The organism is Phenylobacterium hankyongense (assembly GCF_003254505.1).
GTDB lineage: Bacteria > Pseudomonadota > Alphaproteobacteria > Caulobacterales > Caulobacteraceae > Phenylobacterium > Phenylobacterium hankyongense.
Window position 1 is genome coordinate 1,844,964 of record NZ_QFYP01000001.1, and the last position, 13,185, is coordinate 1,858,148.

Sequence of the window (13,185 nt, forward strand, 5' to 3'; positions counted from 1 at the left end):
TATCCATGGCCAATGTCACCGTGATCGGCGCTCAGTGGGGCGACGAGGGCAAGGGCAAGCTGGTGGACTGGCTGTCCAACCGCGCCGACGTGGTCGTGCGGTTCCAGGGCGGGCACAACGCCGGCCACACCCTGGTGGTGGGCGATCAGGTCTACAAGCTGTCGCTGCTGCCGTCGGGCGTCGTGCAGGGCAAGCTCTCGGTGATCGGCAACGGCGTGGTGGTCGACCCCTGGCACCTGCTGGCGGAGATCGAGAAGCTGGGCGGCCAGGGGGTGAAGATCACCCCGGAGCTGCTGGTGCTGGCCGACAACGCCTGCCTGATCCTGCCCCTGCACCGCGACCTCGACCAGGCCCGCGAGGCCGCCGCGGTGAACAAGATCGGCACCACCGGCCGCGGCATCGGCCCGGCCTACGAGGACAAGGTCGGCCGGCGCGCCATCCGGGTCGCCGACCTCGCCGACCGCGAGGCGCTGGAAGCCAAGATCGACCGCCTGCTGGCCCACCACGCCCCGCTGCGGCGCGGGCTCGGCCTGCCGGAAGCCGACGGCGCGGCCCTGCTGGCCGAGCTGGAGGCCATGGCGCCGAAGATCCTGCCGTTCGCCAAGCCGGCGTGGCTGCTGCTGGACAAGGTGGTGAAGTCGGGCAAGCGGGTGCTGTTCGAGGGCGCCCAGGGCGCGCTGCTCGACGTCGACCACGGCACCTATCCGTATGTGACCTCCTCCAACACCGTCGCCGGCCAGGCCGCGGCCGGCTCGGGCCTGGGGCCCAAGGGCACCGGCTATGTGCTGGGCATCGTCAAGGCCTACACCACCCGCGTCGGCGGCGGTCCGTTCCCGACCGAGCTGGAGGACGAGGTCGGCCAGCACCTCGGGACGGTCGGCAAGGAATTCGGAGTGGTCACCGGGCGCGCGCGCCGGTGCGGCTGGTTCGACGCGGCGCTGGTGCGCCAGTCGGTGGCGCTGAACGGCATCAGCGGCATCGCGCTCACCAAGCTCGACGTGCTGGACGGCCTGCCGACCCTAAAGATCTGCACCGGCTACCGCAACGGCGACGAGGAGATCGGCTACCTGCCGGCCGGGCTGAAGGCGCAGGCGGCGCTGGTTCCGGTCTATGAGGAGCTCGAGGGCTGGTCGGAAACCACCCAGGGCGCCCGCACCTGGCGCGACCTGCCCGCCAACGCCGTGAAGTACGTGCGCCGCATCGAGGAGCTGATCGGCGCGCCGGTGGCGCTGCTCTCCACCAGCCCGCAGCGGGACGACACCATCCTCGTGCGCGACCCGTTCCAGGATTAGGACGGGTCCGGACTGAATTCTCGCCGACCCCTCGGACCATCAAGGCGTTCTTTACGAAGCACGCGCAAAGCTTGGCCGAGACGGGGAGCAAGAAGTGTTCACTCAAGACGCTAAGAGCGGCCAACGCATGACGCCCATGCTGCGGCGGGTGCTGATCGTCGACCCGCAGCCGGCCAGCGCCCGGATGGTGGCCGAGCTGATGCAGAGCGCCTGCCGTCCCGACGTCTGGATGGCGCCCACCGCCGCCAAGGCGCTGAGCCTGGCGGCCAAGGTGGATCCCGACCTGATCTTCTGTGAGCTGGCGGCCGAGAAGCTCGACGGCCTGGCCTTCACCCGCAGCGTCCGGCGCAGCGACCTGGCCTGTCGCCAGGCGCCGGTGATCCTGACGGCCCGGGATGCGCCTGCGCCGGCCATCCTGGCCGCCCGCGACGCCGGGGCCCACGAGTTCCTGCGCCGGCCGTTCACGATGAAGGACCTTACCCGCCGGCTGGAGGCGCTAGGCCCGCGCGACTGGGTCGAGGCGGTGGACTACGTCGGCCCCGACCGGCGGCGGTTCAATTCCGGCGACTACACAGGTCCGCTGAAGCGGCAGGCCGATCAGGCCGGAACCTCGGAGAGCATGCGGATCGCCCAGGCGCTGAAGATCCTGCGCTCGGCGCTGAGCGCCCTGGAGAGCGATCCGAAGCAGGCGACGCGGGCGATGCTGGCCCAGGCCGCCGACCTGCAGATCGCCGCGACCGCCATTTCCGACAACCGGCTCGCCAGCGCGACGACCGACCTGCACCGCTATCTGTCGGAGACCGCCGGCGCCGGGACGCCGCTCAATCGCGGCGAGACGGAGCGACGCGCCGCGCCGCTCCTCGCCTACATGCCGCGCGAGTGGAACGACCGCGCGGCCGCCTGATCAGGCTTAGGCGTCGACCAGCAGGTTCCGGTCTTCGGCGGCCTGGCGCATCGACTTCTGCAGCTTTTCGAACGCCCGCACCTCGATCTGGCGGACCCGCTCGCGGCTGACGCCGTATTCCGAGGCGAGTTCTTCCAGCGTGGTTGGATCGTCCTTCAGCCGCCGCTCGGTCAGGATGTGACGCTCGCGGTCGGTGAGCTCGGTCATCGCCTCTTCCAGAAGGCCCATGCGCAGGGTCTTCTCCTGCGTCTCGGCCACCACCGTCTCCTGGCTGGGCGTGACGTCGTCCACCAGCCAGTCCTGCCATTCGCTCTCGCTGTCCGAACGCAGCGGTGAGTTCAGCGACGCGTCGCCGCCGGACAGCCGGCGGTTCATCGAGATGACTTCCTCGTTGAGCACGCCCAGCTTGGTGGCGATCTGGCTGACCTGGTCGGGGTGCATGTCGCCCTCGCCCAGGGCGGCGATCTCGCTCTTGGCCTTGCGCAGGTTGAAGAACAGCTTCTTCTGCGCCGCGGTGGTGCCCATCTTCACCAGGCTCCAGGACCGCAGGATGTATTCCTGGATCGAGGCGCGGATCCACCACATGGCGTAGGTCGCCAGGCGGAAGCCGCGGTCCGGATCGAACTTCTTCACCGCCTGCATCAGGCCGACGTTGCCTTCGGAGATCACCTCGCCGATCGGCAGGCCGTAGCCGCGGTAGCCCATGGCGATCTTCGCCACCAGGCGCAGGTGGCTGGTGACCAGCCGGTGCGCGGCCTCGGGGTCTTCATGCTCCTGCCAGCGTTTGGCGAGCATGAACTCCTCGTCCTTGGCCAGCATCGGAAATTTCCGGATCTCTGACAGATACCGGCTCAGGCCGCCTTCCGGCGACATCACGGCAAGCGCGTTGGCGGCCATGGATCTATCCCCTCTTTTCCCGGACGTTCGGACCGTCGCGCCAGGGGCGCGCAAGCACCTTCCGTTCCCTCCAACCACCTAGATAAGTACGAGGTTGCGGCTACGGTAGATCGCTGGGGAGGCGATCCGAATGCCCTACTGCTCTAGTGGGACTTTCTAGCGCCCGAAATGGGCGCCTTCAAGGCAAGGAATCTCACAGACGCCCCAGCAAAGCTGCGGCGTAGTCAGGAAAACAGCTTACGGAAGCCCACCCGCACGACGCGCCCCACCGGGTCGATATAGGCCGGCTGGTAGCTGAGCGGCGTGGCGCCGGCGGCGTCGCGGACCTGCAGACGCTGGTCGAACAGGTTGGTGATCGACAGGGTCAGGCGGGAGCCGCGGAGCCACGGCGCCTTGTCGAGCAGGACGCGCTGCTGGTTCAGGTCGGCGAACACCCGCAGGTTCACCGTCGTCAGGCCCGAGAAGGCCAGGTCGCCGCTCGGCGAGCCCGCGCCGCTCACCGTCGTGCCCTGTTTCCAGTCGCCGTTGATCTGGACGCCGATGCCCCGCTCGGAGACGCCGATCCGCGCCTCGATCTCGTTGCGCGCCTGCCCGCCGCCGTTCCCCGAGGGGGCGCCGTCCAGCAGGTCCAGCACCGGACCGCCCGGCCGGACCAGGAACTGATCCTCGAAGAAGACGGTGTGATAGAGCGACAGCTGCAGCCGGCCGTCCTGCCCGCCGCCGCCGCCGCCGCCGCGCCCGCCGCCGCCACCGCCGCGGCCGCCGCCACCGCCGCGCCCGCCGGCCCCCCCGTCCTGGCCCTGCGGCTGCGCGCCGCCGGCGTCGGGCGCGTCGCTGAGACCCGGCTGGTTGGCGAGGGACGTGCCCACCTGCAGGACCCGGCCCGGCTGGCGGCCCTGACCGCCGCGCGGCGCATTGGGCGGCGGTCGCGTCGGGCCGATCGGCTTGGAGTAGTTGACGCCCCAGCGCAGCTCGCGCCGGTCCTGGCTGGCGAAGTTCACCGGCCGGTAGTCCACCTCGGTGAGGTCGCCGTTGGCGTCGCGGATGAAGCGGTCGGGGAAGGCCGCCTCGATCGCGCCCGTCGCCGCCGGGAAGGTGACGATCGGATTGCGGGTGTGGGTTTCGATATAGTTGGCGCTGAAGGTCAGGTCCCGCCCCGTGAGGGGCTTCAGCGTCAGGCCGAACTTGAGCACGTCGCGGTCGTCGCCGACCAGGTTCGGGTTGCCGCCGCTGAGCTGGGTGACGTCCACCGTCTGGCCGGTGGCGAAGTCGAAGATCCGCACGGCCGGGGTCAGCACCGTGGGATTGCCGAGCTGCTGCTGGGTCGGAGCGGCCTGGTCGCGGGTGTGCGACACGATCAGGGTCAGCTTGTCGGTCGGCCGCCAGTTCAGCCCGTAGCCGAGGGTCGTCAGGGTCCCGAAATCCGACACCTGGTCGGCGGCGGCGTTGGCGTTGACCGACAACTCGCCCAGCACCGGCAGCACGTTGTTGCGCCGGCTGGTCACCGGCACGTCGAGGTTGGCCTGGGCGCTGTACTCGCCACGGGAAAAGTCCACCGACTGGCTGAGCCCGAGGCGCTGGGATTCGGAGCTGAACCGGCTGCCGCTGGCCCCCAGCTTGACGCTGGTCCGCACCGGGCCGGCGGGCAGGGTGACGAGCGGCCCGCTGGCGACGAACTGCAGGTTGCCGGTGTCCGACTGCGAATGGGCGAGGTCCGGCGCGCGCAGCGTCAGCAGGTTCGTCGGCAACGGCCCGAAGGGGTTGAGACCGGGGGTCAGCGCGTTGAGCTGCGCCTGCAGGGCGCTGGCGTCGACGCCCACGTCGCTGTTGGTCTTGGAGTCGGCGTGGTCATAGGCGGTGGTGAAGGAGAGCCGCCAGCGCGCCACGTCTCGGTTGAGGCTGACGCCGAGGTGGCCGGTCCAGTTGTCGGCGCTCTGCCGCAGGGGTCCGAAGCCGTCAACATAGCGGTCGACCAGGACCGGCGTCGCGAACGGCGAATAGGGATCGCCCGCCGGAACCAGCAGGCTGACGCCCGGCAGGCCGCGGTCGGAGTCGCTGGTGTCCGCCTCGAAGGTGGCGTTGAGCGTGGCGGCCACGCCGAAGACCACCTGGCTCACGACGGCGTTGGCGGTGAACTTCTGCGTGGCGGGCGCCAGCGAGCGATAGCGCCGCACGTCGGTGGCGTTCGGCGCATTGGCCGTGGGCAGGAAGTCGGCCAGCGAGGGCGCCCCGCCCGCGGCGGCGGCCGGCACGCCGGCCACGGTCACCGGCTGACCCGCCAGCGCGCTCAGCACCGGGTCGATCTGCCCGCCGCCGGGTGAGCGGACATTGCCGACCAGGTCGAAGTCCTGGCCGGAGGCCAACGAGGTGAGGTCGCGCGAGGCTTCGGTGAGCTCGCCGGATCGGTTGTACTTGAGGTCGAGGTTCATCCGCCGGTCGCCGGCGATCCGCACGACCCCGAGCTCGCCCGCCCCGCTGGCCTGGCCACCCTCGGTCGGGCCGCCGCCGTTCAGCTCCGCGGTCTCGGCGTCGAACAGCGGCTTCAGGACGATGTTCACCACCCGCTGGTCGGCGCTGTAGCCGTACTTCAGCGCCGCTTCTTCCGGCAGGATGTCGACCCGCAGGATCGCCTCGGTCGGCAGGTCGCGGATCTCGCCGAAGCCGGAGATCCGCCGGCCGTTCAGCAGGATCACCGGTCCCCCGCCGCCGCGTCCCTGGTCGCTGCGGATCTGCGAGCCGAGCTCGTCCAGCAGGTCGGAGATCGAGCTGACCCCGTAGGCCTGGATGTCCTCGGGCGCGAGCTGCAGTTCCGGCTTGATGTCGCCCACCACGCCGCCGACCTCGGCCGGCTTGGCGGCAGTGATCACCAGTTCGGAGACGGTGTTCGCCGCCGCCTCCGGCCTGGCGGCCGGCGCGGCCGCCCAGGCGCAGCTCGTCCAGGCCAGCGCGGCCAGGCCGGCGCTCGCGCAAAGCGCCGTGCGCCGGGCAGGGTTCAGGGTTTCAGGAATCACTCGCCGCCCACTCCGTCCGAAGCGCCCTCTCCAGGCGTGGCGTTTCATGACACCAGGTAGATGACGCCGGTATTTCGGCTCAATTCGAGGCGGAGATGAACGGCTTACAGCGTCTCGAGTTGGGCCTGCAGCGTCGCCATGTCGGGCGGCAGGGCGCTTTCGAACCTCAACGCCTCGCCCGTCACCGGATGGACGAAGCCGAGCACGGCGGCGTGCAGCGCCTGCCGCGCCAGCCCGGCCTCGGCCATCGCCCGGCGGACCGGCTCGGCGGGCGGACCGGAGCCGTAGGTCGGATCGCCCAGGCAGGGCGCCCCCTTCGATGCCAGGTGGACGCGGATCTGGTGGGTGCGGCCGGTTTCCAGGCGGCAGGCGACCCGGGCGGCGAGCGGCTTGGCCGCGGGCCCGAAGGCGGCCTCGACCACATAGTGGGTGACTGCGTGGCGGCCGCCGGTCTTCACCAGCGCCATCTTCTTGCGGTCGTGAGTGGAGCGGGCGATCGCGCCTTCGATGGTCCCGCGCGCCGGGTGGGGCGCGCCGCGGGTGAGCGCGATGTAGACCCGCTCGATGTCGTGCGTGGCGAACAGCGCCGAGAGCCCCTGGTGGGCGGCGTCGGTCTTGGCCGCCACCATCACCCCCGAGGTGTCCTTGTCGAGCCGGTGGACGATGCCCGGCCGGGCCACGCCGCCGATGCCGGAGAGGCTGGCGCCGCAATGGTGCAGCAGGGCGTTGACCAGGGTGCCGCTCTCGGTCCCCGGGCCCGGGTGAGCCGCCATGCCGGCCGGCTTGTCGACCACGATCAGGTGGGCGTCCTCGAACAGCACCGTCAGCGGGATGGCCTCGGGCTGCGGCTCGGCGGCGACCGGCGGCGGGATGTCGAAGCGATAGTCGCCGGGCAGCGCCCGGGCCGAGGCGTCGGCGATCGCGGCGCCGTCGCGGGTGATCCGCCCCTCGGCGATCAGCGCCTGGATGCGGCCGCGGGACATCTCCGGCAAACGGGTGGCCAGCACCTTGTCGACCCGGCCGACGGCGTCCTCCGCCGCCAGCGCCACGATGCGGACGCCAAACGGCTCCAGCGCGACGTCCTCGTCGACCGCCGCCTCGTCGTCGATCTCGAGTTCCGCTTCAGAGGCCATGCTTCTCGCTGGCGCCTTCCTCGCGCCCGGTGATCGAGCCCTCGCTGAACAGGTATTCCTTGAACTGCTTGTCGGCTTCCGGATCGTTGCGCCGGATCCACTCCAGGACCATGGCGGCGTGCTCCAGCTCCTCGCGGGCGTTGTGCAGCATGATCGCCTTCAGCTCGGGGTCGTCGCAGTCGTCGGCCCGCTGGCGGTACCAGTCGACGGCCTCGAACTCCTCCATCAGCGAGGTGATGGCGTAGTGCAGGTTCAGCGTCTCGCGGCGCAGCTTTTCGCGGGGAACGTGCAGGACTTCACTGGACATCGGGCGTCATGCTCCTGTGGTATCGGGGTTCTAATACGTGGGCGCACGCAGTTGCGCGAGCGCGGGGGGCGGCAGGATGAACATCGACAGGCGCAGGGCGCTGGCTCTGCTTGGCATGGGAGCCGCCGCACCGGCGGCGGCGGAAGCGGCCGGGGTCGGCGGAGGCGTCGCCTTCAACCACGGCGTGGCCTCCGGCGATCCATTGCAGGACCGGGTGATCCTCTGGACCCGGATCACGCCCGAGCGGCCCGGCGGCGAGATCGCCTTTCGCTGGAGCCTCGATCCGGTCGACCGGCGCGCCGGCGGCGGCAAGCGCGGCGAGGGGACCACCGGACCCGATCGCGACTACACGGTGAAGGTCGACGTCGGCGGGCTGCAGCCGGGCCGGGCCTACACCTTCCGGTTCGACGCCGTCGGCGTGACCTCGCCGACGGGCAAGACCCGCACCCTGCCGGTCGGACCCACCAAGGACGTGGTGCTGGCGGTGGCCACCTGCTCGCTCTACCCGAACGGCTATTTCAACGCCTACGGGGCGATCGCCGCCCTGCCGCGGGTCGATGCGGTCCTGCACCTGGGCGACTACATCTACGAATACGGCGGACCCGGGTCCTACGGGATGGACTCCAAGGTCGCCGGCGAGCGGCCGCACGACCCGCCGCACGAGTGCCTCAGCCTTGCCGACTACCGGCGCCGGCACGCGCAGTACAAGTCCGACCAGCAGTTGCAGGCCGCGCATGCCCGCGCGCCGTGGATCGTGGTCTGGGACGACCATGAGACCGCCAATGACTCCTGGAAGGGCGGGGCGCAGAACCACCAGCCGGACACCGAGGGCGACTGGAACGCGCGCAAGGCCGCCGCGATCCGCGCCTATTTCGAATGGATGCCGATCCGCGAGCCGGCCGGCGGCGGGTTCGCCATCAACCGCAGCTTCGACTTCGGCGACGTGGTCAGCGTCTTCATGCTGGAAACCCGGCTGACAGCCCGCGACCAGCAGCTGACCTACGAGAAGGACCTGCCGAAGACGCCCAATGCGGCCGATCTGGCGACCTTCCGCACCCGGCTGAACGACCCCTCGCGCAAGATGATGTCGCCCGCCCAGGAGGCCTGGTTGGGCGACGGCCTGAAGGCGTCGGTGGGATCGGGCCGTGCGTGGCAGCTGCTCGGCAACGAGGTCGTGATGGCGCGGCTGTTCACTCCGCCGGTGCGCAAGACCCTGGGCGAGGCGGCCTATGCGCGGGCGGTGAAGGACCTGCCCGAGGACGTGACGTCCCGGCTGACGCGCATGGACCAGGCCGCCGCGCTCGACCTGCCGTACGGCCTGGACATGTGGGACGGCTATCCCGCCGACCGCCAGCGGCTCTACGGCCTGATCAAGGAGGCGCGGGCCAACTGCGTCGTGGTCTCCGGCGACAGCCACGCCTTCTGGGCCAACGAGCTCTACGACGCCCGCGAGGGCGGCCGGCGCGTGGCGGTGGAGTTCGGCGCGACGGGGATCACCAGCCCGGGCGGCGGCGACCACCTGAAGACCGTGCCGGTGGGCGAGATGTTCGCCCGCCACAATCGCGAAGTGGTGTTCTCCGACCAGGCGGCCAAGGGCTTCGTGCTGCTGATCCTGACCAAGCGGGACGTCACGGCGAAGCTGATCAAGGTCTCGACGATCACCGACAGGGCCTACCGCAGCGAGGTGCTGCGGACTTTCCATGCCACACGCGGGGCCGAGGGCGTCTCGGCGCTCAGCGCCGCTCGAGCGCCAGCCGCAGCCCGAAGGCAAGGAAGACGCCGCCTGTGACCCGGTCCGGCCCGGGGACCACCGCCGTCCGCTGAAGGGCGTCCGCGATCAGGCCACGAAAACGCGACCAGAGCCTAGACGACGGTCATGGCCGTTCGACCAGCCGGCCGTCCTCGATCACCCGGTAGAAGCAGGAGCGCGCGCCGGTGTGGCAGGCGCCGCCGTCGCCCTGCGGCCGGACCTTCAGCCAGACGGCGTCCTGGTCGCAGTCGATCCGCGCCTCGGCCACCTGCTGCACTTGGCCGCTGGTGGCGCCCTTGTGCCAGAGCTCGTTGCGCGAGCGGCTGAAGTAGTGGGCCTCGCCGGTCTCCAGCGTCTTCGCCAGCGCCTCGGCGTTCATCCAGGCGAACATCAGCACCTCGCCGGTGTCGGCGTGGGTGGCGATCGCGGCGATCAGGCCGTTGGCGTCGAACCGCGGCGCCAGCGCCGCGCCGTGCTCGAGGGCTTCCTTCGAGGGCGCGACAGGAAAGTTCGTCTGGGTCATGGCGCCATATGGCGCCGGCGGCCATGCCCGCGCTAGCCTTCGGCCGGCCCGGAGGGCTGAGTTCTAGCGCTTGGCGAAGTCCAGGAACCGCTGGCGCAGGGTCGGGTCGGTCTTGAAGACGCCGGTGAACTGGGTGGTGAGGGTGGAGACGTGCCGGTGGTGCACGCCGCGGGTGGTCATGCACTGGTGGGTGGCGTCGATCATCACCGCGACGCCGGCCGGGCGCAGGCTGTCGGTGATGGCGTCGGCGATCTGCTGGGTCATGGTCTCCTGGGTCTGGAGACGACGGGCGAAGATCTCGACCACCTTGGCGAGCTTGGAGATCCCCACCACCCGGTTGGTCGGCATGTAGGCCACGAAGGCCTTGCCCAGGAACGGCGCCATGTGGTGCTCGCAATGGCTCTCGACCTCGATGTCGCGGAGCATGACGATGTCGTCGTAGCCCTGCACGTCCTCGAAGGTGCGGGAGAGCTCCTTGGCCGGGTCGAGGCCATAGCCCTCGAACCATTCGGCGTAGGCGTCGACCACGCGCTTGGGGGTGTCGATCACGCCTTCGCGGCGCGGGTCGTCGCCGGCCCAGGCGATCAGGGTGCGAACGGCCTCCATCGCCTCCTCGCGGGAGGGGCGCTTCACGGCTTCAAGATCAAGGTCAGTCGAGCTGACCAGGGTTCGGTCGCGGATGGCGTCCATGTGTGCGAGCGGTTCTTTCCAGGGCTGAGTTGCGCCGGGACGACGGTCCCGGAGATGACGCGTGCCACCCTTCCTCGTCGGACCGACGCGCCGGGATTGTTCCCGTGGCTTCCGATCCGGGCGATCTGTATATGGGCGCGACGCCTTTCCCGGCAACCGTAACGCAGCGTTAGCTCGACAATGACTTTGGCTCTCTACGACACCATGGCCCGCGCCAAGCGGCCGTTCGTCCCTCGCGATCCCCGGCGGGTGACGATGTATGTCTGCGGGCCGACGGTCTACAACTACGCGCACATCGGCAACTTCCGGCCGGTGGTGGTCTTCGACCTGCTGTTCCGGGTGCTGCGGCGCATCTACGGCGACCAGGCCGTGCTCTACGCCGCCAACGTCACCGACGTGGACGACAAGATCAACGCCAAGGCCCAGGCCGAGGGCGTGCCGATCGCCGCCGTCACCGACCGCTATCTCGAGGCCTACAACGCCGACGCCGCCGCGCTCGGCGCCCTGCCGCCCACCGCGCAGCCCAGGGTCACCGAGACCATGGACGCCATCATCAAGATGATCGCGCGACTGGTGGACAACGGCGCGGCCTACGCCGCTGAAGGCCATGTGCTGTTCGACACCCAGGCGTACGGCGACTACGGCAAGCTGTCCGGCCGCTCGCTGGACGACATGATCGCCGGCGCCCGGGTGGACGTGGCCCCCTACAAGCGCCACCCCGCCGACTTCGTGCTGTGGAAACCCTCCAAGCCCGGCGAGCCGCAGTGGGAGAGCCCCTGGGGCTCCGGCCGCCCCGGCTGGCACATCGAATGCTCGGCGATGATCGAGCAGGTGCTCGGCCTGCCCATCGACATCCACGGCGGCGGCATCGACCTGGTTTTCCCGCACCACGAGAACGAGCGGGCCCAGGGCGTGTGCGCCACCCACGACCACACCTATTCGAACTTCTGGCTGCACAACGGCTTCCTGAACTTCGGCGACGAGAAGATGTCCAAGAGCCTGGGCAACGTCACCCTGGCTCACGACCTCCTGAAACAGGCGCCAGGCGAGGCGATCCGCTGGGCGCTGCTGTCGGCCCACTACCGCCAGCCGCTGGCCTGGACCGAGGACGTGCTGACCCAGGCGCGCAACTCCCTCGACCACCTCTACGGCGTCCTGCAGCGGGCCCGGGAGATCGAGCCGGGCGGCAGCGACAAGCTGGCCGAGGATCAGATCGCGCCGTTGCTCGACGACCTGAACACGCCGCAGGCGATGACGGTCCTGAAGGGCCTGGCCAACGACCTCGACCGGGCGGTGCGCAAGGGCGCGTCCGGAGCCTCGGAGATCAAGCAGGACCTGATGGCGCTGGCCGAGGTGATGGGCTTCCTACAGGCCGATCCCGACGCCTGGTTCCAGGGCGGCGCCGACGACGGGCTGAAGACGCAGATCGAAGCGCTGATCGTCGCCCGCGACGCGGCGCGGGCCGCCAAGGATTGGCCGCAAGCCGATCGTATCCGGGCCGAACTCACCGCCTTGAACGTTGAGGTGATGGACGGACCCGCCGGGGCGACCTGGCGGATCAAGGAACAAGCCTGAGATGCCGATCGGACCCACCCCGCAACTGAAGGCCTCGATGTTCGGACGCATGCCCGTGGGCGGCCCCAAGCCCGCCGGCGGCGGCCCGCCGGCGCCCAAGCCGCCGCCCGGCGTGCGCCTGGAGCATCGGATCGGCATCCAGGCCTCGCCCGAGGCGATCTGGCAGACCATCGTCGACCTGCCGTCCTGGGAGGCCTGGAACCCGCTCTATCCGAAGGCCGCGGGCGAAATCCGCATCGGCGGGGTGCTCGACCTGACCCTGGCGGTGCCGGGCCAGGCGCCGCGGCAGATCCAGCCGACCATCCTGGAATGGGTGCCCAACGAACAGCTGCACTGGCGGCTGACCATGCTGGCCGGCTTCATCAAGTCGGTCCGCTACCTGGAGATCGAGCAGCTGGCGGAGGCGAGCTGCATCGTCTCCAACGGCGAGATCTTCGGCGGCCTGATGGGCCCTTCGATCGCCCGGCGCATGGGCCGCTCGATCCACCGCGGCTTCCGCGAGATGAACGAGGCGCTGAAGACGCGCGCCGAGGCCGCATGGCGCACGGCCGAAGGCTGACCTACATCTAGCCGATGATCGACGACCTCTACTCGGCGAAGCTGCTGAAGCTCGCGGCCAACCTGCCGCGGGCCGGGCGGCTGGCTGCGCCGCAGGCCAGCGTCGAGAAGATCTCCAAGCTCTGCGGCAGCCGGGTGCTGGTCGACGTGGTGGTGGAGGACGGCCTGGTGGCCGATTTCGCCCAGGAGGTGAAGGCCTGCGCGCTGGGCCAGGCCGCCGCCTCGGTGCTCGGCGCGCACGTGGTGGGCGCCAGCCTCCAGGAGCTGGAGGTGGCCCGGGACCAGTTCCGTGCTATGTTGAAACAGGGCGCACCCGCGCCCGACGGACGTTTTTCGGATCTTTCGATGCTCGCCCCGGTGAAGGACTATCCCGCCCGCCACGCCTCGACGCTGCTCGCGTTCGAGGCGGTGACCGAGGCTGTCCGCGAGGCGACCGGCCAGACCGCCGGCCCGGCCACCGGGCGAACTAGCCCCGCCGGCGCGGCTTGATCCGACGAACCCCTCGGCGTAAGCGCTGAGGGCGAATTCCTCCCATCCCGTAGCCG

At 70.3% G+C, this 13,185-nt stretch carries 12 protein-coding genes; 6 read left to right on the forward strand and 6 right to left on the reverse strand.

The window, feature by feature from the left end; genetic code table 11:
• Positions 1–5: 5 nt before the first annotated feature.
• Together DJ021_RS08975 and DJ021_RS08980 are read left to right on the forward strand one after the other, a co-directional pair.
• Positions 6–1,292 (forward strand): adenylosuccinate synthase, encoded by a 1,287-nt coding sequence (locus tag DJ021_RS08975; protein WP_111457221.1) that lies wholly within the window; start codon positions 6–8, stop codon positions 1,290–1,292.
• A gap of 127 nt (positions 1,293–1,419) precedes the next feature.
• Entirely contained in the window at positions 1,420–2,196 is a 777-nt protein-coding gene (locus tag DJ021_RS08980; RefSeq protein WP_111457222.1) for a response regulator, read from the forward strand.
• A gap of 6 nt (positions 2,197–2,202) precedes the next feature.
• On the opposite strand, the gene rpoH is transcribed toward DJ021_RS08980, so the two are convergent.
• From rpoH to DJ021_RS09000, 4 genes are all read right to left on the reverse strand, one after another.
• Positions 2,203–3,093 (reverse strand): RNA polymerase sigma factor RpoH, encoded by an 891-nt coding sequence (gene rpoH / locus DJ021_RS08985; protein ID WP_111457223.1) that lies wholly within the window; start codon positions 3,091–3,093, stop codon positions 2,203–2,205.
• A gap of 224 nt (positions 3,094–3,317) precedes the next feature.
• On the reverse strand, positions 3,318–6,104 hold the full coding sequence (locus DJ021_RS18870; RefSeq protein ID WP_165837161.1) for a TonB-dependent receptor: 2,787 nt from the start codon (positions 6,102–6,104) through the stop codon (positions 3,318–3,320).
• Positions 6,105–6,208: 104 nt separating this feature from the next.
• Complete coding sequence (locus DJ021_RS08995) at positions 6,209–7,237, reverse strand: RluA family pseudouridine synthase (RefSeq protein WP_111457224.1); 1,029 nt, start codon at positions 7,235–7,237, stop codon at positions 6,209–6,211.
• Positions 7,227–7,544 carry a ferritin family protein gene (locus tag DJ021_RS09000; RefSeq protein WP_111457225.1) on the reverse strand — a complete coding sequence of 106 codons (318 nt, stop codon included), beginning with the start codon at positions 7,542–7,544 and terminating at the stop codon, positions 7,227–7,229. Before DJ021_RS09000 ends, DJ021_RS08995 begins: the two co-directional genes overlap by 11 nt.
• 76 nt (positions 7,545–7,620) lie before the next feature.
• Between DJ021_RS09000 and DJ021_RS09005 the strand changes: the two genes are divergently transcribed.
• Positions 7,621–9,333 (forward strand): alkaline phosphatase D family protein, encoded by a 1,713-nt coding sequence (locus tag DJ021_RS09005; protein ID WP_111457226.1) that lies wholly within the window; start codon positions 7,621–7,623, stop codon positions 9,331–9,333.
• 85 nt (positions 9,334–9,418) lie between these two features.
• On the opposite strand, the gene hisI is transcribed toward DJ021_RS09005, so the two are convergent.
• A complete protein-coding gene (gene hisI, locus DJ021_RS09015; RefSeq protein ID WP_111457227.1) occupies positions 9,419–9,817 on the reverse strand; it encodes a phosphoribosyl-AMP cyclohydrolase in 399 nt (132 codons plus the stop codon).
• A gap of 63 nt (positions 9,818–9,880) precedes the next feature.
• Positions 9,881–10,507, reverse strand: coding sequence for a GTP cyclohydrolase I FolE (gene folE / locus DJ021_RS09020; RefSeq protein ID WP_111457228.1), 627 nt, complete (start codon positions 10,505–10,507; stop codon positions 9,881–9,883).
• A 180-nt stretch (positions 10,508–10,687) separates the two neighbouring features.
• Here folE and cysS point away from each other — a divergent pair, with 180 nt between their 5' ends.
• Genes cysS through DJ021_RS09035 form a run of 3 tightly spaced genes read left to right on the forward strand, consistent with a single transcriptional unit; the run spans position 10,688 to position 13,129 of the window.
• The gene (gene cysS, locus DJ021_RS09025; RefSeq protein ID WP_111457229.1) at positions 10,688–12,082 is read left to right on the forward strand and encodes a cysteine--tRNA ligase; all 1,395 of its coding nucleotides are present in this window, start codon (positions 10,688–10,690) and stop codon (positions 12,080–12,082) included.
• Between the two features lies 1 nt (position 12,083).
• The gene (locus DJ021_RS09030) at positions 12,084–12,641 is read left to right on the forward strand and encodes an SRPBCC domain-containing protein (RefSeq protein ID WP_243625937.1); all 558 of its coding nucleotides are present in this window, start codon (positions 12,084–12,086) and stop codon (positions 12,639–12,641) included.
• Between the two features lie 14 nt (positions 12,642–12,655).
• Positions 12,656–13,129, forward strand: a complete 474-nt coding sequence (locus DJ021_RS09035) for an iron-sulfur cluster assembly scaffold protein (protein ID WP_111457230.1) — start codon at positions 12,656–12,658, stop codon at positions 13,127–13,129.
• Positions 13,130–13,185: the final 56 nt, after the last annotated feature.